The following is a 23,378-nucleotide window of genomic DNA, read 5'->3' on the forward strand; positions in this document are numbered from 1 at the left end:
GATGAACTCGTCAGTCCATTCCTGCATGGCGAAATGATTCAAGTAATGCATAGTTTCACAGATACCCTTCAGACTTGAGACAAATTTGTCATCATCATTCAAAGCGAGGCTATGGAGAACAGCAGCGTTTGATGGTCTCAGCTAATCCAGTAACTTAATTCGTCTTGGGGGAATTCTTCAGGCAAAAGGTGGGTGCCTGATTGTCATCTTGGTGCGCCGTTAAGTGTGGAACGAGCTGAAGAGACGAATCCGACTGCTTTGAGCTGTGATTAGGTCAGTCAATGTATTGATACACATCTTGCTAAGTGGTTCTAGATTTGGAAATGCATATGTCTTTGAATGGACAATATTAAGCTTCTTGGTTATGTTTAATGTATTCTGATTGTGTGCAAGTGGATTGAATGCAAGATTGAAGATTCATCCCTAATCCTCTTCTTCCGCTTCTGGTGTCTCTGCTGCCCATGCTCGCTCGAGTGCATTCACGTTTGCACTCCTTTCGGGTGTCTCAATGATCACGTTGACGTTGCGTTTGGCAAGAATCAAGCGCACGAGAGAAACCAAAAACCAATACGCGGTCGCAAACAGCACACTGAAGTAGACGAAACGCATTCTCTCTCCATCAATATGGGCTTGATGCTAATTGCACTGGGTGGAGCCTTGCGGCCTTGACCAACGTCCTGGTGACGAGTTTGATGGAACACTTTGTGATGGCCGCGATGCAGGACGATGCTCTTAAAGCGTTGATCTCTGATTTGGGAGAGGGAATCGTGATTGATCCAGAGCTGTTGGAGGGCTGCTCGGTGGCCGCCCATGATCTTGACGATATGGATACTGTTCAAGCTGCTGAGGTGGCAGCACACGTGTTTTTCACATTGTTTGAAGCCAAGGTATCGGAGCAGTCGGGAGAGAGTGCAGAGCCTGAAGAAGGGGAGTGGTCTGGCTTCGTGAATGGGTTTCGCTTTGTCATTGAACGCGATGGAGATGGTGACCTTGTGGTCAATTTCAGTGAAGACTCATCGGCAAGTCGTTGATGACAGCTCAAATATCAAGGTCGTTGCATGCGTATTGAGAAAGTTGAGCAGGTTGCTGCCTTGATCATTACGGCTGGTCTTGTGCTTGGAAATTTTGTGATGTTCACTCCCTGGAGAAATGACCAGGATCCTCGCAACCGCCAAGTTCCTTCCCCTCAGTCGCAGCCAGTCCGACCTTGATCCCCATGGGCGTTTGGCCTTGACCCTTGAGAGGTTCTAGGCGTTGTGATCACGCGTAAGACCCTTTATGCTCTGACCCCACGGGCATTCAATTTTGGGAGATTACACAGTCGCTATTCTTGCGACCATTGGCCTCGTGATTGTTTTGACAATCCCTGTGGTCTGGCAGTTTTTACAACCTAACGATGATGATTTTGGCGATATTAGTAAAAAGCCAAGGCAGTAATGATGTTGATCCTCGGTTGATGTTGATAGCATTAGATTGCAAGGCTAAAGCTTAGGCTATTACGTGTATTTTATTGCCTTGTGTATTTTTAGGGTTTAGTCTCTGCAGTCGTTCGATATCCTCTCCTCTGGGGTTAGATACTCTTTGATGATTGGAGATTCTTCACCTGCTTCGAGGGCTTTTATATCTCGTTCGATATTTTCGATGAACAGCTTGTTGCCATTGGCTTTGGCGATGTTCAGTACTTTTTTTAATCCCTCAAGGAGTTGCTCGTGGTCATTCATGGATTCTTGCGGAGATTGCTGACGGGTGTTGATCGGTTGGCATCAGAACCACCGCTATCACAGGCTTCAACCTTGGATGGTTTTGCTGATTTGGCAATGAGCTATTACACCGATGCCAGTAGGTAGTGATTGACACAAACTATAGGAAGTCAGATCGGAGGCGCTTCGAAAGACGACACTCCACCTGAGTCTTCAGTCAAGGCATCTGACGTTATGTCCCTGTCAACAGGCACATAACTGGTATCAACGGGTGAGTCTGGCGGTCGTTTCCACTAGGCGTGCTGCCTGCCTGCATCTTCGAAATTTGGAGAATCTTCATGACCAAAGCTGCGATTTCCGGTTCTCAGACTCAGTCTTTACTGATGTCCGTTGGTGCTGCCTCTGAATGTCGTTCGCGAAATGACCGTCAGACCTATTTTTCAATCACCAGGAGCCTGGTCCAAGCGCAGTTCAAGTTGGATGATCGGGAGTTATCTCGACGACTCTGGCAGGAGGTTGCAGACCGTGATCTTGACGTCAGTCGGATCATCAATCTGATGTATGGATGCTGGTTCCATCAAGATGAGGAGGAAATGATTGAAGTTGATGATCGCCATCTTTCGTTATTCGTTGACTAGCTTGATGGTGTGAACAATCTCCGCGATTCAAGTCGTTTCTGGTGATACTCATCTCCTTGTCTTCCCCATCAAGTCTCCTTTGACGCGTTAGCGTGATATGAATTCTTAATGCATGATGGCTTCACAGCATGCCGCTTTGTTGTCACCGCTTAGAAGCTTTCTGATTAAGATCGCGATCTATTGGTTTGCAGAGTTAGTGATTTGTCAAATTGACGGATCAAGACTTATCTGTCAATTGATTGGGAAGGGATTTCTGCCTTGTCTCGTTAGCTTTGCGATCATGGATTTCATTGTTGTGCCATGGTTACGCAAAGCCTTGAAGCGTAGGCGACACAGGCTTGGTCCAATCGATGATTGATGAAAGAAGACGTTGGAATGCTTTCGAGGTCAATGTAAGTCTTTCTCTTGCTCACAACTGCTCTTTGACGATTCTATGTATATAGCCTTCAATAATTGGTCTTTGTCAATCATGCGAATAGCGTGACTGTTTTCTATTCTTCTAAGCCCACTTATGGTGATGATGAGATTGTGTGGCTGCATAGCGCCGTCCAGCGATATGGGCTTCGCTCACGGACCGGAAGTTACCAACGTGATCGTAATGAACCCCATTGGTCGTTGCGGAAACTGAATAGAGACTGGATGTAACCTTCTGCACGCACCAATGCATGAAACAGGACGGTGCATTGTCGAGAGAATTCATGTCCAACGCATCTTTGAATGTGTTGAAAGTAAGATACTATTTCAATAGGGGCACCTTTCCTTCATGAAAATCAATTCGGCTTAATTTTTTCTTTAGTATTGGGTCTTGTTGGTGTTGTCGCTCTTCGGCCTGTCACTGACTTGCCTTTTTATCATTTTTCCATGGCGTGCTCGCCTGGCGTAATAAGGTTTTCCCCTATGGCTCTTGATCAACTCAGGGCATTTCTCGTCAAGATGCAAGACGATGAGGCCTTGAAATCCACGGTTCTTTCGGCTTCGACAGCTGACGATGTGGCGAAAATTGCTGCCAATTTAGGTTATGAGTTTTCCGGAGATGAGTTGCTACGACAATCGGGAAAAAAAGTTGGACGCGTTACAGTCTCTAAGCAAGAAACGCCTGGTGAATACAACTAATTCGCAATTGATAGTTGGTCTATAGGCTTTATGTATCGACTGTCTTTGGCTTTGGATGATTCTTGAGTGCAACAAGAGGCAGGCTTTTATTGAATTCTTCGCCTATTCTATTGATTCTCCGTCAATACTAATCTCGAATTCAATTCCGAAACGATGTGCTGTGGCTCTAAAGCGTTTGGCTAGTTCTATGAATAGTTTTTTGACCAATTCGTCGTCAAATTCGTAAATTTCTAAATTTGCAGTCTTTGCCATTGCTTGGAGATCCTCAATCAGCTTTTCTACTCTTGTTGAAAAGACTTTTCCAAACCGAGCTCTTTTTTCTGTAGACGAATTGAAATCAGGGATATCTGTCATGGTTTGTTCTCCATACTCATTGGTGATCTAGAGCTAGTTTTGCGTGTTTTTTGTGGAACGTGTGCTCATTGACTCTCCATTCGCTCTTCAAGCATCTCTCCTGAAACTCTGAGTGGGTACGATTGTAAATAAAGTTGATTTAGGCTGTCAAGCTTCAACTTAATTGTTTCACCACTTCTCTCTTCTTATTGGAGTTATGAGTGCTTAGAGGCTGCTTTCTATTCTCTGTTCGATGATATGTTTTCTAATGTGTTTGCTCATTCCAGTCTGATAGAAAGTGAGACTTGGGTCGACGGGAATGATTCTTGTTGACTGATGCGTCGCTATTTTGAGTCTGTTGAGGTTTCCATATGCTTGATAAGATCAATACATTTGCAGCTGTAGGCCCACTCATTGTCGTACCAGGCAACGAGTTTCATGAATCGATCATTCAGAGCCATTCCCGCACCGGCATCAAAGACAGATGTTGCACTGTCGCCGAGCAGGTCATTGGAGACAACTTGGTCGTTGGTGTAGCCGAGAATTCCTTTTAATTCCCCTTCTGCAGCTTCTCTCATTGCAGCTTTTACCTCCTCGTAACTGGTTGACCTTTCCAGATTGACTGTGAGATCAACCACTGAGACGTCAGGAGTTGGCACTCTGAATGCCATCCCTGTGAGTTTTCCGTTTAATTCAGGAATTACCCGCCCAACAGCTTTTGCAGCTCCTGTTGAGCTTGGAATAATACTTTGCCCGGCGCCTCGTCCTCCTCTCCAGTCTTTAAGTGATGGACTATCGACAGGCTTTTGAGTTGCTGTTGTTGCGTGGACTGTTGTCATTAATCCACTTACGATGCCAAAATTATCGTTGACTACTTTTGCAAGTGGTGCAAGGCAGTTTGTCGTGCAGCTTGCATTCGATACGATTTCCTGGCCTTGGTAATCTTTATGGTTCACACCCATCACAAACATGGGAGTTTCGTCTTTTGAGGGTGCACTCATCACCACTCGTTTTGCTCCAGCCTCGATATGTGCTCTCGCCTTGTCATCTGTCAGGAAAAAGCCAGTGCTCTCAAGCACGTAATCAGCACCGATTTCACCCCATTTCAGTTCCTTGGGGTCTCGTTCAGCAGTGATACGGATTAATTTCCCATTAACAATCAGATTTTTATCTTCGACTCTCACATCACCTTGGAATTGTCTGTGTGTTGAATCGTATCGAAGTAGATAGGCGAGGTAATCAACGTCGATTAAATCGTTTACTGCTACCACTTCAACATCGTCCCTAGACACAGCCTGGCGAAAAGCCAAGCGGCCAATACGGCCAAACCCATTGATACCAATACGAATGGTCATGGGTGGGAATCCTAAAAACTAGTTATAGTGCTTTTGCATGCTTCTGCATCTCCGTATTGGAAGATGCTCACATGTGATTGAGTATTATCACTCAGCATCATTGTTTTGGCTCAATGGATGTTGCTCCTAGCTGTTGCATGGCTTGTTTGATGTTACGAGTACTTCATCTCCTAGATTGACAGTCTTGATGAGTTGATTGATATCTCTGTTGTTCATATTGATGCATCCACCTGTTATGCGTTGACCGATGCGTGTTTCGTCATTAGTTCCATGAATCGCAAAGCTATACCAGCGGTAAGTTCCATCATATTCGTTAAAATTAAATGGTTGAGGTGATGAGGGCACTGGTGTGAGGCTGATATAGCCAGATCCATACTCACCTGTTTCTCCATCACCTTTAAAGTCTATTGAATTCATGTTGTTGAATAAATTTTTAGCCAGATAGCCTTTCGTTCTCCCTGATTTTTTGATCAGTCCTTCATCCATTTCGAATCTATCTTTGCTCATAATTGCATTGACTTTAAATGTTCCGAGTGGTGTAATGCCTTCCTCAAAGGTGCTACCTATACAGCCAACTCCATTTTTTCCATAGCCCACCTCGAATACCATCTCTTTGCCATCGCTTTTGGCTTTGCCTTTGCTTTGTTGTGGGAACACTTGATTGAGCTCGATTTCGATGGAGCCCTCGGCTTGTGATGAGACTTTTGTTGTTTGCTGTTGGTGCATGCATCCTGAAAGCATGAGTGCTGATGTTGTGACCATCAGCATCTGTGCTAAGCGCATGATCTTTTTTGATGATTTTCCTCATCATGGCGAGGTTTGTTTCCTCCGCCTGCAAAGATGAGCATGTTCTGAATGTTTTGGATTTGAAGCTTCTGATTGCGGCAGCTTTTTTGCTCGGTCTGTTGGCCCTCACCCAGTCTCTTGTTCGCCGTGGAATGTCGAGTGGTGATGACTAGAGGCACTGTTTGCACATCGTCTATTTGAAGCCTTTTTACGAAATTGTTTCAAATGATGCAATTGGCCTGATGATGAGTCATCTTCATTTTTAACAATGGCTTCTTACCTTTTCGCGGTTGCTTCTCCTGAAACCTTCAGTTGGTCGCCCAAGGTGGGTCTCTTAATGGTGGTATGTAACATTATTGCTATCTTTCTTGGTGCAAAAATCTTTCAGGCTGGGGAAGGAACTCAACTTCCTAATCCTAAATTCTTTGGTGGTTTGGGTTTAGAGGCTTTACTCGCTACCACCAGTCTTGGTCATGTCATTGGCTTTGGAGTCATTCTCGGGGTTGGTGCTATAGGTTTGCTTTAGTTCGTTACTTTTTGATCTTTATTGGATCAGATGCATAGTCCAGAAGACGGTTTCCATTGATGATGTCCTCCATTGATGAGTTCTTCTGGTTTAGTTTTTTCTCTGGTCCATTTTTTAATAAAATATTATATTGATCATTAGTGCTCTCTAGAGCCTTTTTTTTGATATTTTTTTACCATTCCAGCAATAATTGCCAGTGCAAACACCCCTAGAGAAGCGATAATTAGCATTGATTTGCCACCGCTAAAGACCCCAGCTCCTAGAGCCACGATTGGTAGGTCACTTAGGGTGACGCTGACAATAAGTGCTGTAGTAAATACCTTCCACTTTGTTCCGCTAAGACCAGCTGCATAGCTCACAAAATCAAACAAACCAGTCATCAATAGTCCCGTTAAGAAAAAGGGATTTCCTTCGAGTTGGGATTGATTAAAGTTCTGAATTCGTTGGCTTGCTTTTGTCCCTACCAGTTTTTTGACTGGTTCCTGCCCGTACCGTTTTGCAACAAGAAATGCGATCTGGCAAAACACTAAATCAGTTATATAGATGGTGATGAGGCCTGTTTCAAATCCTAGGAGTGCCCCGGCAAGCAGCGAATATACCGAACTCGGTAAGGCTGGAAGGAGAATGCTGATTCCCCTAAGTGCCACGATTCCAAGTGGTGCCCATACACCCATGCTCTCAACCTGAGCGCGCAGGGGTTCCAGGGCATGGGTGTGTGCGAGATGGAGAAGAACAATGACAAGGGCAACAACAGTGCTGATCCCAATGATTTTGCGTAGTCGCTGCACGTAATACTGATTGAATTTGTTCGTTCTTCACCTTTGCATTGTTCTCTCGCTGTTGTCAATTTTCCGCTTGATGTGGAATAAGTTGATGCAGTTTCTTGTGGGTGTTTGCTTTTTTGTTTGTGATTTTTAAGTGATGACTGCTTTTTATATGATTGCGATCCGCTTGTTTAGCGCCTGATGCATGCGTCCTGGGACCTCCTGACACCGGGGTACGTTCCTGTTGTTCGTTCTCAGCCATGTCATCTCCAATCCGATGTTTGTCCGTGCTTTGACATGTCGCTCGCTCTGATCCACAGCTTTTCTTTGGGATTGCTTTGATTTTGATTGCTTTTTCAGCGTTACCTTTCCGGCAACTGCGCTGTCCCTATGGATTCGACTGATCTCGAAGTGGTCAATGTTCTGGTCTTCCAGCAGCTTCTGGAATCTGTCGAAAGCGAATCTTGGGCGGAGGCCGCCATGGCTCTTTACAAGCTGTATGACATCGAGGCAGGTCAGGATTTTCTCGATCTTGATGAGGTTGAGGACCAACAACTCTTGGCAGCCTGAGCATTGGCCCGTGCTGTCCAGCTTGACCCCTCTCAGGTCGGTTGAGTTTGAGCTTGTTTCAGTAAGGGCTTGAACGCTGTCTCTCGCGTGAAGAAGGCAGCCGTCACAAACGTGCAAAGTCCACTGAGGCCCACCCAGATCCCTAAATAAATTGGATTGCCGCTGGCCCAAGCAACCAGCACAGCGGCAATCAATGGTGTTGTTCCACCAAACCAACCCTCAGCAAGGTTGTAAGCCAAGGCTGTCCCCGTACAGCGCACTTCCGCTGGCATCAGTTCCACGTTGGCTGGGCCTTTGCCACCATCCACGAGGGCAATCGCCAGCGTGAATCCCAGTTCTCCTCGAACGATCAATTGCGGGTCTTGGCTGTGAATCAGTTGCAGGAATGGAATCGCTCCAACACAGAGCAGGGCTGCACCACTCATTAATAACGCTCTCCTGCCGATCCGGTCTGAGAGCCAGGCTGTGATTGGGTATAGCAGCAGCAACACAGCCATCACGTCCGTATTCAGGCTCAAAGCCACGCTGTCTGCTATGCCATCCACCACTTCGACGTAGGTCACTAAGTAGACATAGACCGCATAAAAACCAACGCTGCTGGCAATGTTTAGCGCTAAGACTCTGAGGAAGGATCGTCGGTGAACTCCCAACGTTGATGTCAGCGGGGTCTTTGTTGTTGCGGATGCATCGTCTTCCCCGACGCCCTGGCGAATAATGACTCCTGTTAGGGCAACTAAAGAGCCCAGGGCAAAGGCCACCCGCCAACCCCAAGCATCGAGTTGTGGTTGTGTGAGGGTTCTCGTGAGCAGATCACCAAAGGCCGAACCCATCAACATTCCCAAGACTGATCCCCAGAGCCCCCAAATGCTGTAGAAGCCCCGTTGCCGATCTGGAGCTGCCTCAGCAAGAAAAATAATCGAGGTTGTGTACTCACCTCCTGCTGAAATTCCCTGAAGCAGGCGTAAAAGCACCACTGCAATCGGCGCAGCAATGCCGATCTGGGCATGGGTGGGTAAAAAAGCCATCGCCACGGTTGGGATCGCCATTGCCATCACCGACAGGCTTAGGGCTCGTCGTCGTCCGACCAAGTCGCCGATGCGTCCATACACAACCCCACCAAGTGGACGGACGATGAATCCGGCAGCAAAGGCCCCGAAGGCTCCAATCAATGACGCCGTTGGGTTGTTTGATGGAAAGAATTGTTGGCCAATCACCGTAGCGAAGTAGCCATAGAGGGCAAAGTCGTACCACTCCATCACGTTTCCGATCAGGCCGGCGATTAAGACCCTCGCTCTCGACGGCGGTCTCGATCCATTCCCGTGTTGTGTCTGCATCAACTCAGCTGCCCCGAATCTCCACATTGGACGATCGAGCAAGTTTGAACTCCCTTTGCTAAGAGAGGTCAAAACTCCCTCACGCTGATGTGTCTCCTGGCTGCTCTGGGTCTATTCGTTCCCAGGTTGATACTGATTCTGCTGTGGTTTGTGAATGCGCCCTTTGTTCTCGGCCCTTTCAGTGACTTACCTCTTCCGGATTTTGTTGCACCCTTGATTGGTTTGGTGATGTTCCCCACCACCACCTTGGGGTACTGCTGGGCGAGTGCTTCCTATGGCGGAATCAGTTCATTTAGTGGACTCTTAATAGTAGGGATTGGTTTGTTAATTGATTTTGGTTTGATTGGCGGTGGGCGAGGAATTGCCCGTCGTTAATCACGAATCTGCAAGCTGATTAGGGCAAGGCCACTCCTTCAATACAAAGGGTGCTTGCTTTGGGCTGCCATGCCTTAATCAATGCGGCGTTAGCTTCGCACTGATCTCTTGAAACTTGGGGAACTTTTTCTAAGGCTGCAGTGGTGCGATGGGCTCCATAGGTGGCCCAGGTGATGATCAGCCAAGTGATCGGTTCCATGTTTGATTAAACGATGTTCTTCCAGCTTGACGTCTAAGGTTGCCCAGTTGTGGATATCCCATCCTTGTTGGCCCTACACGGGGATCTCGTCTTCGATCAGCCAGCCTTGCAGAATCAGTTCTGATTTTTTGCTGTCGACGTCTAACGCTGGCACGTCAACTAACAAAAACACTCCGTTTCGGATGCAATAAAGCCTTCTCAGTCCAATCACTTGAGCGACCCCAGCCTCTTTGTCCCCATGGTGATGAGAGCGCTTCAGATCTGCAGTAGCGTCTGAGACGAAGAACTGTGCGCTCAATTGGATCAGCTGTCGCTGATGTCATGCAATCTGTCGATCAACAGGTCAACATCGGTTGGATTTCCACCATCCTCAGCCCAGGCTTCGGGATGAATTCGGTCTTGAATTTGTTGATTCAGTCGCGTTGCGTTGCGCAGGTTGAGCAGGGTTTGGTTGCTGGCTGTTTGTGTTGTGGCTGCCTGTGTTGAGGTTGCTTGCTTCTCTCCGATCAAGTGGCATGCGATGCGCCTTCTGCTTCCGAGTTGGCGATGCTCCCAGAGATACACCGCTTGCCAGGTGCCCAGTAGCAAGCGACTGTTGTGAACGCTGAGCGTCATGGTCTGACTGGTGAGTGCCGTTCTGATGTGAGCAGGCATGTCGTCATCCCCTTCATCGTCATGGAGATAACGTCGCCGCTGGCCTTGGGCGTCCGCTGGTCCTTTCCCGTCCTGTGGGACGACAGCCTCCATCCACGCGGCTAAATCCTTGAGAACGCGTGGATCTGCGTTTTCGTTGATCGTCATGCTGCAGCTGGTGTGCTGGAGGCACAGGGAGAGAAGTCCTGTTGTGATCCCACTTCTTGCCACAAAGTCATTGACCAGAGGCGTAATGTTTGAAAAACCTTGCCCTTGCGTCTGAACCGCGATTTCCTCTAGGGCCTGAACAGTTCCAGCCAGTACTTTCAAGAGTCGCCTACGCCTGTTAACTGTTTAGCAGTAAAGAACAGAGAGGGAAAGCTGATTTTGGGAATCAGCGCGAAGAGAAGGAGCCACTACCCTTCTAAGATTCACATGCATGTTGGACTAACATTGGAAAGTTATTCAAGTTGAGTATTCGTATTAGCTAACTTGCTCAAACCGAAGTCTGTGATCTAATAAAAGAGGCAAAGATGTGTCAATCTTTTGTGCCGGCCTTTGGTGCTTCCATCTCGATGATGTGAGATGTGTTTTTTAACCACTTTGAACGCTTTGAATGGAGACCTGTGAAGGCGAGTCGGTGGTTTTGATGCCTCATGATCAAAACGATCAGTTTTTTGATCCTTATTCCATTCTTGATCTTTGTGTTTGACCACTTTGAACGCTTTGAATGGAGACCTGCGAAGACGGGTCGGCGGTTTTGATGCGTCATGATCAAAACGATCAGTTTTTTGATCCTTATTCCATTCTTGATCTTTGTGTTTAACCACTTTGAATCCTTTGAATGGAGACCTATGAAGACGAGTTGGCAGTCTTGATGCGATCGGTTCAAAAAGCCGAAGCCTTTTGGTCCGACTCCTCGTACGAACCTTGTGCTTCATGTCGTTGGACCCGCTGAAATCAAAGCGATGTCTCGCATGCTTAAGTCCGGTGACACGCGCAGTTTTATCAGCCAAGGCAAAACTGTGAGCTCTTAGCTTCTGATGAACTGTTCGCTCACATCTGGCTGGCACGGACCCGTGGAAGGTCACGAGTACCTTGCTCTGAACCGAATTCTGTGGGCCAGCAATCAACAGGCTGAGTGTTCCTAGCGACGCCCACCAACTCCTGCCAATGGAGATTGCAAATACATGACGAAGACTCAAGGGGCCAGGACTCGAGAAAGCACAGTGGAGCGCGTATGGGGCGCAAACGATCCCATCTCAACGCGTCCCACCGACTTGTCAAATGAGCCCATATGTTCAAGCTCATGAGCCCATTTTTTTTAGGGCAAAGGCCCTACGGTCTCCTTAATTCCTCAGAAAGTGCTTAGGTGATTCTCAGAAAGCCAAACTGATGGGGAAGATGGACTCTATCCATGAATTTCAAACGTATTTCAATTGCCGCCATCCCAGCCATTGGACTGGGTCTGATGCCTGCGGCAGCTTTTGCCCAAGTCACACAAGACACAACGTTTACTGGCTCTGTTCCTGGTAACTGCTCTTACACAACTGCTGCTCAAGACAGTGTCGCACTGTCGTATGATTCAGCTTCCAGCGGCACATTGTCAGGAGAATCTAACAATATTGGCATTCAGTGTAACTTTGCCAATACAAATGTTCAATTGGGTGCAGTTGAAGCAGCCGGGGCTAATCCAGCCACTACTACAAATTCAGCAAGGTTGTTGGATTCTGAAGGAGAAGAAATTGCGGTCAGCGGTGAAGGCCCTTCTGGCTCAGAGGCACTTAGTAATTCGGCTAATGCAACAGAAAACGTCACGATCGAATTGACGTCAACCGGTGCCTCTGCACCGGGAAGTTATTCATACACAGTCACACTCACAACGTTGGAATCTTGATTTGAACCATTGGGCTTGATTTAATTAACCCTTGGCTCTAAAAACAACGATTTAGTTGTCTCAAAGAGCCTTTGTAAAATGCAAAGGCTCTTTTTTGGACATATCTAGGCATCACGCCGACAAAGTTTGCTAGTCAAATTAAGATTGGTGCTTTAAATTTTGGTGACTATGCACCCTTCTTGAAGAAACCTTTTTGTGTCTTAAACCAGCTTTGATGGATCAAGCAGCGTTGACATATTGCTCGCAGGTCATATCCCCTAAAAAGGGATTGCTTGCCTTGACGATTATATTCTCGATGTTTGCTTTGGATGCAAAAGTTGGCTCTGCAGCCATACAATTACCAGCAACATTTTCAGGCACGGTTCCATTCTCATGCGAATTTTCAGGTGGTAGTGACAACGTGGAAATGTCATACACACGCAATAACGATCAACCTGGTGTCGGTGGAACTGGTCTTCTCATGGGTACATCCGAGCCGCTATCGATTGAATCCAATAAGGTTCCGCGGTTAGGGGTAACACTTAACTCTGTGCTGGTTCCTCGTACTGTGAGCTTTCGAGGCGTTTGGCTGCGTTCATTGGCAACCAATAGATATATTCAAAATGCCACATCAAGTTCTTTGGGCAATGATCCTATTGCTACGATTATTCCAAGCTCCAAGCTCATTGAAAACGATTATGTTGTGGGGCAGCAAAATGACGTCACGCTTACTGTTTCAGCAACGTTGAGAAATTCCTATCCTTACGAGGTGTATCAATTTGATGTTGTGTTAACTTGCTTGGATTCATGATAATGCATAAACCTTCTAAACGACTTAAGATATATAGGCAACAGCAAGCCATGATTATTTTGCCAATACGTGGAGATCCTCTCGCTATAAAATTCTTTTAAATTGTTTGCCAATCATGCTTTCAACTCTTTTTTTTGCCGCTGCATTAGGCTTGAATCCTAATAACAAAACGATAACCCCAAGCTTGGGAAGTCGTGTTGTTGTTCGCACTCAAGCGTTTTTAGTGAACTCAGAACCAGGAGAATATTCGGTTGAAGCATTTAAGAATACTGAGGGTAATGTTCCTGGTGAAAAAATTGAAGGTGTTCGCGTTAATCCTCCAAGACTATTCCTGCGTGACAGTCGAGCAAGGCGTGTTGTTCTCAGTATCCCCACATCCTCTCTCAATCCCGGTCCATTATGGATTTGTATCACCGAAAAAGATTCGCAAAACAAATCGCGTTCTGCTTCTGGTTCACAATTAACTGTTTTAACGCGCTCGTGTTATCAACGCATACTGCGCGCGCGCAGGTTGAATTTTCGCCTATAGACGAATTGCCTCTAGGAGATTTAACAGGTCTCACCTTCCAAAATCTACGTGGTGCTCGATTTGAGGTTGACCTTCCTGATGGGACTCGATGTTCCAGCGAGGATGGAACACCAGCGACTTTCAATATTTATGGTGGGTCTTCTGAACGTCAAGACGAAGTGATTCAAGATTCATTAATAGGGCAAAACTATGCAGGAGCAGGAGGTGGTTATGCGTTTGGAGCTGCAATTACCATTCCTCTGCATACGAGAAATTCGCGAAACTGCGATGAAGCCTATGAATTATCGATAGCTAATAAAAAAATAGAATTAGCGACGACCCTTCGTCAAGAAGGGCTTTTATCAGATGAAGATCTATCGTTGCTGCTCAAAGATATCAGAAAATTATTACTAAAAAAATAGATATTGTCTTCGACCTGAACACATCTTTTTGAATTGATTGGATGTCACTGTGGACTTGCTTGCATTGACAGGACTTTGTAACGTGCTGAACGATTTTCGCGTGAAATGCTCTGATCATTGAGCTCTATCCGCCAGCAAGCTTGTTCTTTATGCAGAATCTGCTAATGTATTAATGAGTCTGTTTTTTCCGTGCAACAGTTAAGCCCACTTTCTCTGAACATTAATAGTACGGTTGATTTCGCCTCTGTTTTGGACAGGCAATTGAAAGATGCTTGTGTTTTACCTTTGGAGAGAGGCTTTATTAAAGGTTTGGTTAAAGTCTTTCCGTTGCCGAATATTCGTCTTTGTTTGATTGAGAGTAATAAGGAAATCGCTATTTGTGCTAATCGTTCGCTCGGTAAATTAACTTTTACGATTGATCTTTCTTTCAGGCCGTCTTCTTCGTCGGTTGTTGCTCAGGGCGTCAGTCTTTCAAGGCCTGCAATATTTGGATTTAACTCCTCGTTGAAAGATCTTGATTTGCATATGAATTCTTACTCTCGTCTGTGTTCAATTGTTGTTCCGGTTAAATACCTTTCGTTTGTTTTGCGTCAGTACCGTTGCCTAGATTTGAGGGAATTTTTTGATCGCTATAATGTTTTTACGAGCGAGCTTGTTTCTTCGAGACTCGCTCCAATGCTTAAACAACTTTTTTCAGCTAGTTCCTCTCTGGGAGCTCCGTTCACGGCACAACATCTCGAAAATGAAATCATGTCAACTTTGATCGAGTGTTTTGTTGATAATCAAAGTAGAAAACTTGGCATCGTCATCGGTAGAAAAGAGCGACATGAGGCGGCTATGAAGGTTCTTTCTATGACAAGCAATTCCCCACGGATTGCCTTTGAAATTCAAGACTTATCGATGTTGCTTCATCAATCCAGGTCATCACTCTTTAATGGATGCAAAGAAAAATTTGGGATGTCTCCTGTGGAGGTCGTTAGATCTGTGCGTTTGCATCAGGTTAGACACGCCCTTCTGGATACAGAGTTTTGCATACAAAACAATCTTGATGGTGTGATTGATATTGCTAATTATTTTGGTTTTGCTGGTCGTTCCCATTTTACTCGATATTATAAACAGCAGTTTTTAGAGACTCCCCGTCAAACCCTTGTTGCTCGTCGTGATAGTGAGAAAAAATTTTAGACAACTGACCAGGGCTTTTATTAGCACTCTCTTTTCAAGTTTCTGTTTTGTACTCCCTGCAGAAGCTCAATCGCAGCAAGTCAATCCTTTCACTGGAGTGAGTCGTTTATGGTTTGAGTGGAACACAATTCCTAATACGCAGTGGGCGCCGCGTGTTATTGACAGTGACGCCAAGCCAGATAAAACGCTGCAAATTTTGAAATTTCAGCCAGTTATACCCTTCAAGCTTTCAGACGACTTGACTGTGGTCACACGCACTGTGATGCGCTTTATCAATAAGCCAAGTGCAGATCCACTTCTTGGATTCAATCCAGTTACTCAGCAGCCAGGTGTTATCGGCTTTGATGAAAGGAATAAAGCCGGTCTTGATTCCATCAATCCCAGCTTTTTCTTTGTTCCAAATACCGGTCAAAACTCAGCCATCGGCATTGGTCCCTCGTTTGCAGTTTCGATTGACAACAATGTTGGAAGCAATCAGCTCGGTGTCGGTCCTGCAGTCATGGCTTTTAAACGATTTGGACGGTGGACCACAGGTGTGCGTGCTAGACAAATATGGGGTGTTAGCAATCGCAGTACTAATGAGGACCTCAATAATCTTGTGGCGCAGCCAATCCTTCGCTATCAGTTCGATAAGGATTGGTATTTGCTCAGTTCGCCAATAATCACTGCAGATTTTAACTTGGATCAAGCCTGGACCTTGCCTATTGGTGGAGGCATAGGCCGGAGCATCAAGCTTTCTGGCAGTACTCAGGCCCTGATATCTTTGGAAGCCTACTATAACGCTATCAAAGCTGAGTTTGATGGTGGAGAAAGTCTTCTAGGTGATTGGACAATTCGTGCTCAAGTTCAAATTGCTATTCCTGATTTAACCTCTGCTTCTTCAGGAAAATAAATGCCTTTTGGCTTTTGTTGATTATTCACTTCTTTGCTTATTTGTTTTCCTGAGGGTTGCCCGAAAAGTACGTTTGCCAAATCTTCTGAGCTTGTATTTTCCTCGTGGCATCCATCCTGTTGTTTTGCGTAATGCTTTCATCCATCTAGCAACATAGTTGCGGTGAGCTTTCGCACTCAGGAACCAACCTGCAATGTATGAGGATCCAACTCCTAAAAGTAGGATACGCCCTATCCACATAACAGTGCTCCCTGAAGATATGAAGCCATAATGCCACTCGTCAATCTAAACTGTATTGGTATTTCGTGGAAGTTGTTACATAGTCAGAGGCTTCCCATTGAGTCTTTTGCGCAAACTGGCTTTTGGCCTGATCTCTCGTTGATTTTGCGTTGTATTTGCAACTGCTTCGGTTGCTTCTGCTGTAATGCAATTACTCAGAAGCTTGATCAGGATTGATCAGTCACGGTTGGTTTGGCGGTTTTTGGTAGTAATCCTGCACGTATTTTCTCGTCTCCGCCATGTCGGAGATAATCTTTTTCTTTGCTGATTTTTAATTCGAGCCTTTCGTAAGTGGGATGGGTTTCCCAACTTGTGGAGTTATCAATGAACATGTTTTTGGTATCTCTTCTGGGGCTGCCGTGGTTCCCTCGGCTTTTAAAATGTGACTAATGGCTCCACTAAATTCGACATCCCCACCTGTTGTGCTGGCCAAAATTGTTTGTGGTTGAAATCGATTGACTAGATCGGGCATCACCGTTGCTCCAGTGATGAATGCCCCTAGAAGCGGCAGGCCAAGGTCAACTGTTGGTGTGATCAGCGTATCAACTTTCCTGCTTTCGATTTCAGGATCGAGTACTCCATGAGGCTCCAGATAGAGTGAGCCAGTTGACCAAAAGAGTAGGTATCCATTCTCAATATTCGGCACGGCGGCCCCTGCTGTTGCTCGAATCTTTAGCCCTTTGAACTCTTTGCACTCTCCAGGTCGAAGCTGTGTGATGTTTTCAAAGCCCAGGCGTTTTGTGACGCGTCCTGCCGACTCTGATCCGACAACAGGTAGCGACTTCGGCAACTCTTTAAGGGTCTCTGGATGAGCATGATCCGGTAGCCCCTGGGTCAGCAGCAAGAGATCCAATTGACTTGGTATTGGGAATTGTTGGGGTAGGACTCCCTTTAAAAACCACGAGCCAGGCGGAAACACTAGAGATCCGCAAAGCCATGGATCAACCAAGACACGCAGTCCATCAATCTCTAGTAGCCAGCCATTGGCTCCGTAATAGGTTGCTTGAGACCTCATGACTGTTCCGTGGGTGGCGTCTGCAGCGATTCATCGAGGCCCAGATCGATCTCCCCGATCCAGGCCACCATGGCCAAAAGGGCAAGAACGGAACCGATCAGTGGAACCAAGCGGCGCGCTTTCATGAACGTTCTGTCATTGGCTGAACCGTAGAAGGGCGTTGGCTTATCCCGCGAGTTAGGAGAGAACGGCCAAGGCGATTCCGCTCACCGCCAGGAGAGATGCGAACACTCCACCGGCATGGGGATGATCGCCTTCCGGTGCTGCCAAGAACAACGCCATGACTGGTGCTGTGCTGAGCACTGTGATGCCGATACCGAGTGGTAGTTGCTTCAACACCACTTGCTGCAACACGATCCCCACATTGGTGCCGAGCACCGTGGCCAAGAGCACTCTTGGCCAGCGTCTTTGGCTCGGTTGAGGTTTGGGAAACAGCGTGCGGAGCCGCAGCCAAGGCAGCAAGAGCATTAGCCCTCCCAGCAGGCGCGTGGCTGCGCTTTGCCATGCCGTTAAATCCGTGCTGATTAAAATGCTGCGAGAGACGGCTGCTCCGCTGACGCCACACAACACGGCGAGTAGGGCAAACACAATCCCCTGCCATTGCACGTTGCGAGTGCGATCTCGCTCGCGCGTGCCGTCCGGTGGACTCTGACGCGCCACCACCAAAACCGAAACGGACACCATTGCGGCGCCTAGCCAAGCTTGTCCTTCAATGCGTTCGCCCATTACGACAAGGCCGCCGAGGGCTGCGATCAAGGGTGCAAGCGACTCAACCGTGAGTGTGCGTCTTGTGCCTAGACGACGGAGGGCTGCCAGATAAAAGCTGTCTCCTAAGGAGATGCCGAGTCCACCACTGATTAATAGCCAGAGCAGTGCTTGGCTCGCGTGTGTCCATGGCAGGAACAAGAGCACTGGAAGTAGCAAGGCACAGGCGATGAAGTTCTTGAGCCCATTGAGTTCGATGGCTGTCAGTGAGGTGGAGAGGCCACGCCAAAGGCTGCTGGCCAGCGTCCAACCCAGCGCTGCAAGCAACCCTGCGATCACGCCCATGACTGAATCACCAGTAGGGATCTGTGGCGAATTCCACGGAAAGGGATCCGGAGCTTGAAGACGGCACCGTGCTGATGCAGGCACGCACCGTTTGACCATTCACTTCGATTTCGCAGGCGCCACAACTGCCCCCGAGACAACCTGTGGGGATGTGAACTCCTGCCGCTTGAGCAGCCCCGAGCCAGTCATCGCCTTTGGAGCAATCGCTTTGGCTCCCATTGGGCCATTGGATTGTGATCGTCGACTGCTTGTTCTCCATAGTGGCGTTACAGGCAAAACGACACCCTTGGGCGGATGCAATAACCACTGCTTGAGTATTGAATTCAGCCTAACGAGCCTTCGAGATCCAAAGGGGTCAATCGTTTGAGCTGTTCAGAAGTGGCTCGAGATTGATGTGTTCCTCAAAGGCATCGGCGAGGCGATCAAGCAGTGCGTCTCGCTGCCGGCTGTGATGCGGTTGCTGTTCACTGAGCGGTGGCAATCCCTTGCGCTCTCTCAGCTGATTCAGCCAGCGTCGCCGCCAAGGGCCACTTTCAAACACTCCATGGAGATAGGTGCCTGCGACCAGTCCTCCATGCTCCGAGCAAGGCTTCACCCAACCCAGCTCATCATCACGGCATAGGGGTTTGCAGGTTTCAGGGCCTTTGTTGACGCTGGTGAGGCCATGATGCAGCTCAAATCCTTCGAGTTTGAGAGCGCTGCCTCCAGGCGGCCATCGGGCCACACTGCTGCGTTGCTGTAGAGCCTTGTCCGCAGAGAACACGGTGCGAAGCGGTAAAAGGCCTAGGCCTGCCTCACTGTTGTTGCCGGATGGGGCACCGCCTTCCAGGCCCTCGGGATCGCAAAGCTCCTCTCCCAGCATCTGCATGCCTCCGCAGATGCCAAACACGTGGCCACCGCCTTTGCGGTAGGCCTGGAGTGCTTCCCCAAGCCCACTGTTGTGGATCGCGGCAAGGTCGCGGAGGGTTTGCTTGCTGCCTGGGATCACCACGGCATCTGGTAAGCCAAGCTCCTCGCCCGGGGCGACCCAGCGCAACTGAACGGTGGGTTCGGCTTCCAGCGGATCGAGATCAGAGAAGTTGCTGAGGGACGGCAGCTTGAGTACGGCGATGTTGAGTTCGGCGCTGCGTTTGCGCCCGCGTCGTTCGAGGAGGTCGAGTGAATCTTCCGGGGGGAAAAGCTCATCCAGCCATGGCATCACTCCCAACACCGGGACGCCTGTATGGGCTTCAAGCCAGCGTTGACCCTCATCAAAGAGTTCACGCCGGCCGCGAAAACGATTAATCAATAGCCCTTTGATCAGAGGGCGTTCCACCGGGCGCAGCAAGTTCAATGTGCCCACGATTTGCGCGAACACGCCTCCCCTTTCAATGTCTGCGACGAGAACACAACGAGCCCGTAGATATTGGGCGAGGCGCAGGTTGGTGAGATCACGCCGCTGAAGATTCACCTCCACTGGGCTTCCAGCGCCTTCGAGCACAAGGCGACCGCCTGGATGGTTGCTCTGCAACACATCTAAGCCTTGACGAATCGCCGTCCAGCCCGGTTTGAACCAGTCGCGGTAATAGTGCTCAGCGCGAGCGGATCCCACACTTTGGCCGAGGTGGATCAGTTCACTGGTGGAGTCGCCCTGAGGTTTGAGCAACACAGGGTTCATCGCGCACTCAGGCTCCAAACCAGCAGCCCAGGCCTGAAGAGCTTGGGAATAGGCCATCTCGCCTCCGGCCTGATCCACCCATGCGTTGTTGCTCATGTTCTGCCCCTTAAAGGGCAGGGGTGTTTCACCTCTGCGGCGCAGCACTCTGCAGAGCGCAGCAGTCATTAACGATTTTCCGGCACCGCTTGAGGTGCCCAACACCATGAGGGCAGGCTGTGCGGTCATAGACGCGGCCGATGCCGGCGCAGCCAGTGATGCATCACTTGAAGAGCATCTGCAGTGGGGATTTCGCCATCCCAATCATCGAGCAGGTCTCGTCCCATCGGAGTGAGACGCACCCGCTCCGTGAGCCCTTGGCCATCCACTTCCCTGCGGAGAACGCCCACTTGAATGAGCCAGATCAGATCGTCTTCTGTGCTCGAGCGTGAGAGAGGCTTTCGGCTAATGGCCATCCAGTTTTGTTGGCTGCTGAGCTGCGTGCTGCTTCGGGCTTCCTGTTCTAGTTCGTCATAGAACGCTCGGCGAAACGGCAGACAGCGCATGGCCTGACGTGCCCGTTTCAAGGCCCGTACCGATACCAGGGTGATGGATGAGGTCACGACCTTGCCGCTTCGTGACTCATTCTCCTCCCGCTTCACTCCGAGCGTGGCTGGGACCAGCATCAAACTGATGGAGGTTGCTGGTTTGTTGTGTTGCTGTTGGCATCTGCGTCTCCAGCCAGGCGCCGTCTGTTGGAGCAAGCTCAGATTCCCCATCAGGTGATGGTGAGCGGTGTGGATGAAGATCAGATTCACCATCCTGATCCCGCTCAGTTAGTGCAGTTATTGGCTGAGGCCAAGGCATCAGCCGTGAAACTGAAAGTTGAGCAGAGCGCGGCGCTCAACGCATCGATCAAGGCCGTTCTCGGTTGTGACTCGGTGCTCGCGTTTGAGGGCGAGGTGTTTGGTAAGCCTGTGGATGCGGCAGAGGCCGTCGCGCGCTGGCAACGGATGCGCGGGAAGTGGGCTGAGTTGCATACCGGACACTGTTTAACGCCTCCATCCTTTGAACTGACAAGAGACGGCCGAGTTCCTGAGATGCAGTGCACATGTGTCACCACCCGTGTGCTGTTTGCGAATCTCACGGATGCGGAAGTGGAGGCTTACGTGGCTTCAGGGGAGCCTTTGCAGTGTGCTGGTGGCTTCGCCCTCGAAGGACGTGGTGGCTGCTGTGTGGAGCAACTGGCTGGCTGTTATTCCAATGTGATTGGCCTAAGTCTTCCCCTGTTGCGACGTTGGTTAGTGCTTCATTGATTCCGTTGTCATTTCCCTCTTGCAGTAGCTAAATCAGAGAGAGCTCTTGCGTTGTCCGGACTATGACTCGTCAGCTTTGCAGCTGTTTTTCAGTGTTGATTCTCACGGCCGGAGTAGCGCCTGCGTTTGCCTTTGAACCCCTTCAAAAATCCTTTAATGCAACGCCTCAAGACGCATCCAGTGAGCTCAGTGTTGAGGATATGAAGTTCTCCTCAGACGATCTGAGGGAGGCGGAATCTTTAACAGTGACCCCTGCAGCTCCTGGAGAAAAGGGTCGCGCACCAAAAGGGTATTCCCTATTGGACGTTGGTTTCTGATCCTGTCTTGTCCGGTTGCGTTTCTCGCTCACTGTTTCTGTTTTGCCAATAAAAAAACCCTCGCCGCAAGGCGAGGGTTGCTGAGCCAGATCAATGAATGATCAGTCGAGGTCAGGCATTGCCAAAGTTGGTTCTGCTTGACGATCGATTCCTTTTTCGAAACCAGCAGCGGCTGCGCGGGCGCGGCCTGCGTGCCAGAGGTGACCCACCAGGAAGAAGAAGGCGAGCACAAACTGGGCTGCACCCAGCCACTGGCGAAGGTTCACGAAGTTCACCGAGTTGGGCTCGGTGATGATGCCTCCAACAGAGTTGAGTGAGGCATTAGGAGCGTGAGTCATGTATTCAGCTGCGCGGCGAACCTGCCAAGGCTGAATATCGTTTTGGAGTTTGTCGAGACTGAGTCCATTCGGACCACGCAGGGGCTCGAGCCAGGGACCACGGAAGTCCCAGAAACGCATGGTTTCACCACCAAAGATGATTTCTCCGGTGGGGGAGCGCATCAGGTACTTACCAAGACCGGTGGGTCCCATGGCCGAACCGATGTTGGCGCCCATGCGTTGGTCACGCACAAGGAAGGTGAAGCTCTGTGCTTGAGAGGCTTCAGCGTTGGTTGGTCCCCAGAACTCTGAGGGATAGGCGGTGTTGTTGAACCAGATAAAGGCAGAACAAATGAAGCTCATGAAGCTGAGAGCTCCAAGGCTGTAGCTCAGATAAGCCTCACCATTCCAGATGAAGGCGCGTCGCACCCAGCCGAAGGGCTTGGTGATGACATGCCAGATGCCACCGAAGATGCAGGTCAAGCCAAGCCAGATGTGGCCACCGATGATGTCCTCCATGGAGTTCACACCGATGATCCAGCCCTCGCCCCCAAACGGAGCTCGGAACAAATAACCAAAGATCACACCTGGATCAAGAGTTGGATTCGTGATCAAACGAACATCTCCACCACCTGGGGCCCAGGTGTCGTAGACGCCGCCAAAGAACATGGCCTTAAAGACCAAAAGCAGGCAGCCAACGCCAAGAAGGATCAGGTGATAACCGATGATGTTGGTCATCTGGTTTTTGTCGCGCCAATCCTGGGAGAAGAAGGTGGAGTAATTCTCCAGAATCTCGGGACCGCGCAATGCGTGGTACAGCCCGCCTAGGCCGAGCACGGCAGAACTGATGAGGTGCAGAACACCCACCACGAAGAAGGGGAAGAGATCAGTGACCTCACCGCCAGGACCAACGCCATAGCCGAGCGTGGCGACGTGGGGCATGCAAATGACACCCTGCTCATACATCGGCTTGTCGAAGGTGAAGTGACTCACCTCAAACAGAATCATGGCTCCAGCCCAGAACACCATCAGACCAGCGTGGGCCACGTGGGCACCTAGCAGTCGGCCAGATAGGTTGATGAGACGAGCATTACCGGACCACCAGGCATAGCCGGTGGAGTCGAGGTCTTTACCGCCAGTGGCGATAAGACCGGAATTAAAGGGCGTTTCCACGGGGCAGAACCTCTTCAGGGAAGACGAAGTTTTCGTGCGGCTGGTCAGCCGGTGCCATCCAGGCACGCAGACCTTCATTCAGAAGAATGTTCTTCGTGTAGAAGGTTTCAAATTCAGGATCCTCTGCTGCGCGGATTTCCTGTGACACGAAGTCATAGGCACGCAAGTTGAGGGCAAGGCCGACGATGCCGATGGCACTGGTCCACAAGCCCATCACTGGCACAAACAGCATGAAGAAGTGCAGCCAACGCTTGTTGGAGA

General features: G+C 49.0%; 34 protein-coding genes and 1 pseudogene. 16 read left to right on the top strand and 19 right to left on the bottom strand.

The window, feature by feature from the left end; all coding sequences use genetic code 11:
* Window positions 1–423: 423 nt before the first annotated feature.
* Window positions 424–609, bottom strand: a complete 186-nt coding sequence (locus tag NCN04_RS00570) for a hypothetical protein (RefSeq protein ID WP_048346145.1) — start codon at window positions 607–609, stop codon at window positions 424–426.
* Between the two features lie 83 nt (window positions 610–692).
* Here NCN04_RS00570 and NCN04_RS00575 point away from each other — a divergent pair, with 83 nt between their 5' ends.
* Both NCN04_RS00575 and NCN04_RS00580 read left to right on the top strand, forming a co-directional pair.
* On the top strand, window positions 693–1,031 hold the full coding sequence (locus tag NCN04_RS00575) for a hypothetical protein (RefSeq protein WP_048348058.1): 339 nt from the start codon (window positions 693–695) through the stop codon (window positions 1,029–1,031).
* 27 nt (window positions 1,032–1,058) lie between these two features.
* Window positions 1,059–1,211, top strand: a complete 153-nt coding sequence (locus NCN04_RS00580; RefSeq protein ID WP_245407266.1) for a hypothetical protein — start codon at window positions 1,059–1,061, stop codon at window positions 1,209–1,211.
* Window positions 1,212–1,532: 321 nt separating this feature from the next.
* Here the strand turns inward: NCN04_RS00580 and NCN04_RS00585 are convergent, their stop codons facing one another.
* Window positions 1,533–1,721, bottom strand: a complete 189-nt coding sequence (locus NCN04_RS00585; RefSeq protein ID WP_250394842.1) for a hypothetical protein — start codon at window positions 1,719–1,721, stop codon at window positions 1,533–1,535.
* A 317-nt stretch (window positions 1,722–2,038) separates the two neighbouring features.
* On the opposite strand from NCN04_RS00585, the gene NCN04_RS00590 reads away from it, so the two are divergent.
* Both NCN04_RS00590 and NCN04_RS00595 read left to right on the top strand, forming a co-directional pair.
* Window positions 2,039–2,338, top strand: coding sequence for a hypothetical protein (locus tag NCN04_RS00590; protein ID WP_048348059.1), 300 nt, complete (start codon window positions 2,039–2,041; stop codon window positions 2,336–2,338).
* Window positions 2,339–3,235: 897 nt separating this feature from the next.
* Window positions 3,236–3,451 carry a Nif11-like leader peptide family natural product precursor gene (locus tag NCN04_RS00595; RefSeq protein WP_011618809.1) on the top strand — a complete coding sequence of 72 codons (216 nt, stop codon included), beginning with the start codon at window positions 3,236–3,238 and terminating at the stop codon, window positions 3,449–3,451.
* Between the two features lie 102 nt (window positions 3,452–3,553).
* On the opposite strand, the gene NCN04_RS00600 is transcribed toward NCN04_RS00595, so the two are convergent.
* From NCN04_RS00600 to NCN04_RS00610, 3 genes are all read right to left on the bottom strand, one after another.
* On the bottom strand, window positions 3,554–3,805 hold the full coding sequence (locus NCN04_RS00600) for an RNA polymerase-binding protein RpbA (protein ID WP_048346147.1): 252 nt from the start codon (window positions 3,803–3,805) through the stop codon (window positions 3,554–3,556).
* Window positions 3,806–4,128: 323 nt separating this feature from the next.
* A complete protein-coding gene (gene gap, locus NCN04_RS00605; RefSeq protein ID WP_250394843.1) occupies window positions 4,129–5,139 on the bottom strand; it encodes a type I glyceraldehyde-3-phosphate dehydrogenase in 1,011 nt (336 codons plus the stop codon).
* Window positions 5,140–5,265: 126 nt separating this feature from the next.
* Window positions 5,266–5,901, bottom strand: a complete 636-nt coding sequence (locus NCN04_RS00610; protein ID WP_250394844.1) for a L,D-transpeptidase — start codon at window positions 5,899–5,901, stop codon at window positions 5,266–5,268.
* A 32-nt stretch (window positions 5,902–5,933) separates the two neighbouring features.
* Here NCN04_RS00610 and NCN04_RS00615 point away from each other — a divergent pair, with 32 nt between their 5' ends.
* Window positions 5,934–6,098: a hypothetical protein gene (locus NCN04_RS00615; RefSeq protein WP_250394845.1), complete on the top strand. Its 165-nt coding sequence runs from the start codon at window positions 5,934–5,936 to the stop codon at window positions 6,096–6,098.
* Between the two features lie 95 nt (window positions 6,099–6,193).
* Window positions 6,194–6,451, top strand: a complete 258-nt coding sequence (gene psaK / locus NCN04_RS00620; RefSeq protein WP_250394846.1) for a photosystem I reaction center subunit PsaK — start codon at window positions 6,194–6,196, stop codon at window positions 6,449–6,451.
* Between the two features lie 137 nt (window positions 6,452–6,588).
* On the opposite strand, the gene NCN04_RS00625 is transcribed toward psaK, so the two are convergent.
* Window positions 6,589–7,239, bottom strand: a complete 651-nt coding sequence (locus NCN04_RS00625; RefSeq protein WP_250394847.1) for a TVP38/TMEM64 family protein — start codon at window positions 7,237–7,239, stop codon at window positions 6,589–6,591.
* A 55-nt stretch (window positions 7,240–7,294) separates the two neighbouring features.
* A complete protein-coding gene (locus tag NCN04_RS00630; RefSeq protein ID WP_250394848.1) occupies window positions 7,295–7,477 on the bottom strand; it encodes a hypothetical protein in 183 nt (60 codons plus the stop codon).
* A 128-nt stretch (window positions 7,478–7,605) separates the two neighbouring features.
* On the opposite strand from NCN04_RS00630, the gene NCN04_RS00635 reads away from it, so the two are divergent.
* Window positions 7,606–7,785 carry a hypothetical protein gene (locus NCN04_RS00635; RefSeq protein WP_048346152.1) on the top strand — a complete coding sequence of 60 codons (180 nt, stop codon included), beginning with the start codon at window positions 7,606–7,608 and terminating at the stop codon, window positions 7,783–7,785.
* A gap of 32 nt (window positions 7,786–7,817) precedes the next feature.
* Here the strand turns inward: NCN04_RS00635 and NCN04_RS00640 are convergent, their stop codons facing one another.
* Complete coding sequence (locus tag NCN04_RS00640; protein ID WP_250394849.1) at window positions 7,818–9,119, bottom strand: MFS transporter; 1,302 nt, start codon at window positions 9,117–9,119, stop codon at window positions 7,818–7,820.
* A gap of 87 nt (window positions 9,120–9,206) precedes the next feature.
* On the opposite strand from NCN04_RS00640, the gene NCN04_RS00645 reads away from it, so the two are divergent.
* Window positions 9,207–9,494 (top strand): hypothetical protein, encoded by a 288-nt coding sequence (locus tag NCN04_RS00645; protein WP_250394850.1) that lies wholly within the window; start codon window positions 9,207–9,209, stop codon window positions 9,492–9,494.
* 19 nt (window positions 9,495–9,513) lie between these two features.
* Here NCN04_RS00645 and NCN04_RS00650 read toward each other — a convergent pair whose 3' ends face one another.
* The 3 genes from NCN04_RS00650 to NCN04_RS00660 form a co-directional block, all read right to left on the bottom strand.
* Entirely contained in the window at window positions 9,514–9,693 is a 180-nt protein-coding gene (locus tag NCN04_RS00650; RefSeq protein WP_048346154.1) for a hypothetical protein, read from the bottom strand.
* 73 nt (window positions 9,694–9,766) lie between these two features.
* The gene (locus NCN04_RS00655) at window positions 9,767–9,991 is read right to left on the bottom strand and encodes a hypothetical protein (protein ID WP_250394851.1); all 225 of its coding nucleotides are present in this window, start codon (window positions 9,989–9,991) and stop codon (window positions 9,767–9,769) included.
* Between the two features lie 5 nt (window positions 9,992–9,996).
* Window positions 9,997–10,656 carry a secondary thiamine-phosphate synthase enzyme YjbQ gene (locus NCN04_RS00660; protein WP_250394852.1) on the bottom strand — a complete coding sequence of 220 codons (660 nt, stop codon included), beginning with the start codon at window positions 10,654–10,656 and terminating at the stop codon, window positions 9,997–9,999.
* Between the two features lie 1,087 nt (window positions 10,657–11,743).
* On the opposite strand from NCN04_RS00660, the gene NCN04_RS00665 reads away from it, so the two are divergent.
* From NCN04_RS00665 to NCN04_RS00690, 6 genes are all read left to right on the top strand, one after another.
* Entirely contained in the window at window positions 11,744–12,223 is a 480-nt protein-coding gene (locus NCN04_RS00665) for a hypothetical protein (RefSeq protein ID WP_250394853.1), read from the top strand.
* 214 nt (window positions 12,224–12,437) lie between these two features.
* Window positions 12,438–13,013: a hypothetical protein gene (locus NCN04_RS00670; RefSeq protein WP_250394854.1), complete on the top strand. Its 576-nt coding sequence runs from the start codon at window positions 12,438–12,440 to the stop codon at window positions 13,011–13,013.
* A 115-nt stretch (window positions 13,014–13,128) separates the two neighbouring features.
* Window positions 13,129–13,542 carry a hypothetical protein gene (locus NCN04_RS00675; protein ID WP_250394855.1) on the top strand — a complete coding sequence of 138 codons (414 nt, stop codon included), beginning with the start codon at window positions 13,129–13,131 and terminating at the stop codon, window positions 13,540–13,542.
* Window positions 13,494–13,943: a hypothetical protein gene (locus tag NCN04_RS00680; RefSeq protein ID WP_250394856.1), complete on the top strand. Its 450-nt coding sequence runs from the start codon at window positions 13,494–13,496 to the stop codon at window positions 13,941–13,943. The genes NCN04_RS00675 and NCN04_RS00680 overlap by 49 nt, the downstream gene beginning before the upstream one ends.
* A gap of 189 nt (window positions 13,944–14,132) precedes the next feature.
* The gene (locus tag NCN04_RS00685) at window positions 14,133–15,125 is read left to right on the top strand and encodes a helix-turn-helix domain-containing protein (protein WP_250394857.1); all 993 of its coding nucleotides are present in this window, start codon (window positions 14,133–14,135) and stop codon (window positions 15,123–15,125) included.
* 97 nt (window positions 15,126–15,222) lie between these two features.
* A complete protein-coding gene (locus NCN04_RS00690; RefSeq protein ID WP_250394858.1) occupies window positions 15,223–16,017 on the top strand; it encodes a neuromedin U in 795 nt (264 codons plus the stop codon).
* 550 nt (window positions 16,018–16,567) lie between these two features.
* Here the strand turns inward: NCN04_RS00690 and NCN04_RS00695 are convergent.
* The 6 genes from NCN04_RS00695 to NCN04_RS00715 form a co-directional block, all read right to left on the bottom strand.
* Window positions 16,568–17,311: an MBL fold metallo-hydrolase gene (locus NCN04_RS00695; RefSeq protein WP_250394859.1), complete on the bottom strand. Its 744-nt coding sequence runs from the start codon at window positions 17,309–17,311 to the stop codon at window positions 16,568–16,570.
* On the bottom strand, window positions 17,308–17,436 hold the full coding sequence (locus tag NCN04_RS10605; protein WP_006852183.1) for a hypothetical protein: 129 nt from the start codon (window positions 17,434–17,436) through the stop codon (window positions 17,308–17,310). Before NCN04_RS10605 ends, NCN04_RS00695 begins: the two co-directional genes overlap by 4 nt.
* A gap of 52 nt (window positions 17,437–17,488) precedes the next feature.
* The gene (locus tag NCN04_RS00700; protein WP_250394860.1) at window positions 17,489–18,361 is read right to left on the bottom strand and encodes a DMT family transporter; all 873 of its coding nucleotides are present in this window, start codon (window positions 18,359–18,361) and stop codon (window positions 17,489–17,491) included.
* A gap of 7 nt (window positions 18,362–18,368) precedes the next feature.
* A complete protein-coding gene (locus NCN04_RS00705; protein ID WP_048346159.1) occupies window positions 18,369–18,620 on the bottom strand; it encodes a 2Fe-2S iron-sulfur cluster-binding protein in 252 nt (83 codons plus the stop codon).
* A gap of 96 nt (window positions 18,621–18,716) precedes the next feature.
* Window positions 18,717–20,243, bottom strand: a complete 1,527-nt coding sequence (locus tag NCN04_RS00710) for a cobyric acid synthase (RefSeq protein ID WP_250394861.1) — start codon at window positions 20,241–20,243, stop codon at window positions 18,717–18,719.
* Entirely contained in the window at window positions 20,240–20,680 is a 441-nt protein-coding gene (locus tag NCN04_RS00715) for an Npun_F0494 family protein (protein WP_245407268.1), read from the bottom strand. Before NCN04_RS00715 ends, NCN04_RS00710 begins: the two co-directional genes overlap by 4 nt.
* 27 nt (window positions 20,681–20,707) lie before the next feature.
* Here NCN04_RS00715 and NCN04_RS00720 point away from each other — a divergent pair, with 27 nt between their 5' ends.
* Together NCN04_RS00720 and NCN04_RS00725 are read left to right on the top strand one after the other, a co-directional pair.
* Window positions 20,708–21,310, top strand: a complete 603-nt coding sequence (locus tag NCN04_RS00720) for a Maf family protein (RefSeq protein WP_250394862.1) — start codon at window positions 20,708–20,710, stop codon at window positions 21,308–21,310.
* A 62-nt stretch (window positions 21,311–21,372) separates the two neighbouring features.
* Entirely contained in the window at window positions 21,373–21,627 is a 255-nt protein-coding gene (locus tag NCN04_RS00725) for a hypothetical protein (protein WP_250394863.1), read from the top strand.
* A gap of 101 nt (window positions 21,628–21,728) precedes the next feature.
* On the opposite strand, the gene psbC is transcribed toward NCN04_RS00725, so the two are convergent.
* Together psbC and NCN04_RS00735 are read right to left on the bottom strand one after the other, a co-directional pair.
* A complete protein-coding gene (gene psbC / locus NCN04_RS00730; protein ID WP_048346170.1) occupies window positions 21,729–23,117 on the bottom strand; it encodes a photosystem II reaction center protein CP43 in 1,389 nt (462 codons plus the stop codon).
* Window positions 23,101–23,378, bottom strand: a pseudogene (locus tag NCN04_RS00735) (photosystem II D2 protein (photosystem q(a) protein)); the annotation flags it as partial. The gene psbC and the pseudogene NCN04_RS00735, both read right to left, overlap by 17 nt.

This window comes from Synechococcus sp. MU1655 (assembly GCF_023630655.1).
GTDB lineage: Bacteria > Cyanobacteriota > Cyanobacteriia > PCC-6307 > Cyanobiaceae > Synechococcus_C.

Bases quoted from the DNA above. Each gene is read 5' to 3' on its own strand.
- NCN04_RS00675 (WP_250394855.1), top strand. From the start codon at position 13,129: ATGCTTTCAACTCTTTTTTTTGCCGCTGCATTAGGCTTGAATCCTAAT.
- NCN04_RS00705 (WP_048346159.1), bottom strand. From the start codon at position 18,620: ATGGAGAACAAGCAGTCGACGATCACAATCCAATGGCCCAATGGGAGC.
- NCN04_RS00640 (WP_250394849.1), bottom strand. From the start codon at position 9,119: ATGCAGACACAACACGGGAATGGATCGAGACCGCCGTCGAGAGCGAGG.
- NCN04_RS00695 (WP_250394859.1), bottom strand. From the start codon at position 17,311: ATGAGGTCTCAAGCAACCTATTACGGAGCCAATGGCTGGCTACTAGAG.
- NCN04_RS00575 (WP_048348058.1), top strand. From the start codon at position 693: ATGGAACACTTTGTGATGGCCGCGATGCAGGACGATGCTCTTAAAGCG.
- NCN04_RS00570 (WP_048346145.1), bottom strand. From the start codon at position 609: ATGCGTTTCGTCTACTTCAGTGTGCTGTTTGCGACCGCGTATTGGTTT.
- NCN04_RS00670 (WP_250394854.1), top strand. From the start codon at position 12,438: ATGGATCAAGCAGCGTTGACATATTGCTCGCAGGTCATATCCCCTAAA.
- NCN04_RS00725 (WP_250394863.1), top strand. From the start codon at position 21,373: ATGACTCGTCAGCTTTGCAGCTGTTTTTCAGTGTTGATTCTCACGGCC.
- NCN04_RS00580 (WP_245407266.1), top strand. From the start codon at position 1,059: ATGCGTATTGAGAAAGTTGAGCAGGTTGCTGCCTTGATCATTACGGCT.
- gap (WP_250394843.1), bottom strand. From the start codon at position 5,139: ATGACCATTCGTATTGGTATCAATGGGTTTGGCCGTATTGGCCGCTTG.
- NCN04_RS00600 (WP_048346147.1), bottom strand. From the start codon at position 3,805: ATGACAGATATCCCTGATTTCAATTCGTCTACAGAAAAAAGAGCTCGG.
- NCN04_RS00715 (WP_245407268.1), bottom strand. From the start codon at position 20,680: ATGCTGGTCCCAGCCACGCTCGGAGTGAAGCGGGAGGAGAATGAGTCA.
- NCN04_RS00700 (WP_250394860.1), bottom strand. From the start codon at position 18,361: ATGGGCGTGATCGCAGGGTTGCTTGCAGCGCTGGGTTGGACGCTGGCC.
- psaK (WP_250394846.1), top strand. From the start codon at position 6,194: ATGGCTTCTTACCTTTTCGCGGTTGCTTCTCCTGAAACCTTCAGTTGG.
- NCN04_RS00665 (WP_250394853.1), top strand. From the start codon at position 11,744: ATGAATTTCAAACGTATTTCAATTGCCGCCATCCCAGCCATTGGACTG.
- NCN04_RS00645 (WP_250394850.1), top strand. From the start codon at position 9,207: ATGTGTCTCCTGGCTGCTCTGGGTCTATTCGTTCCCAGGTTGATACTG.
- NCN04_RS00630 (WP_250394848.1), bottom strand. From the start codon at position 7,477: ATGGCTGAGAACGAACAACAGGAACGTACCCCGGTGTCAGGAGGTCCC.
- NCN04_RS00590 (WP_048348059.1), top strand. From the start codon at position 2,039: ATGACCAAAGCTGCGATTTCCGGTTCTCAGACTCAGTCTTTACTGATG.
- NCN04_RS00595 (WP_011618809.1), top strand. From the start codon at position 3,236: ATGGCTCTTGATCAACTCAGGGCATTTCTCGTCAAGATGCAAGACGAT.
- NCN04_RS10605 (WP_006852183.1), bottom strand. From the start codon at position 17,436: ATGAAAGCGCGCCGCTTGGTTCCACTGATCGGTTCCGTTCTTGCCCTT.
- NCN04_RS00710 (WP_250394861.1), bottom strand. From the start codon at position 20,243: ATGACCGCACAGCCTGCCCTCATGGTGTTGGGCACCTCAAGCGGTGCC.
- NCN04_RS00585 (WP_250394842.1), bottom strand. From the start codon at position 1,721: ATGAATGACCACGAGCAACTCCTTGAGGGATTAAAAAAAGTACTGAAC.
- NCN04_RS00650 (WP_048346154.1), bottom strand. From the start codon at position 9,693: ATGGAACCGATCACTTGGCTGATCATCACCTGGGCCACCTATGGAGCC.
- NCN04_RS00615 (WP_250394845.1), top strand. From the start codon at position 5,934: ATGATTTTCCTCATCATGGCGAGGTTTGTTTCCTCCGCCTGCAAAGAT.
- NCN04_RS00610 (WP_250394844.1), bottom strand. From the start codon at position 5,901: ATGGTCACAACATCAGCACTCATGCTTTCAGGATGCATGCACCAACAG.
- NCN04_RS00635 (WP_048346152.1), top strand. From the start codon at position 7,606: ATGGATTCGACTGATCTCGAAGTGGTCAATGTTCTGGTCTTCCAGCAG.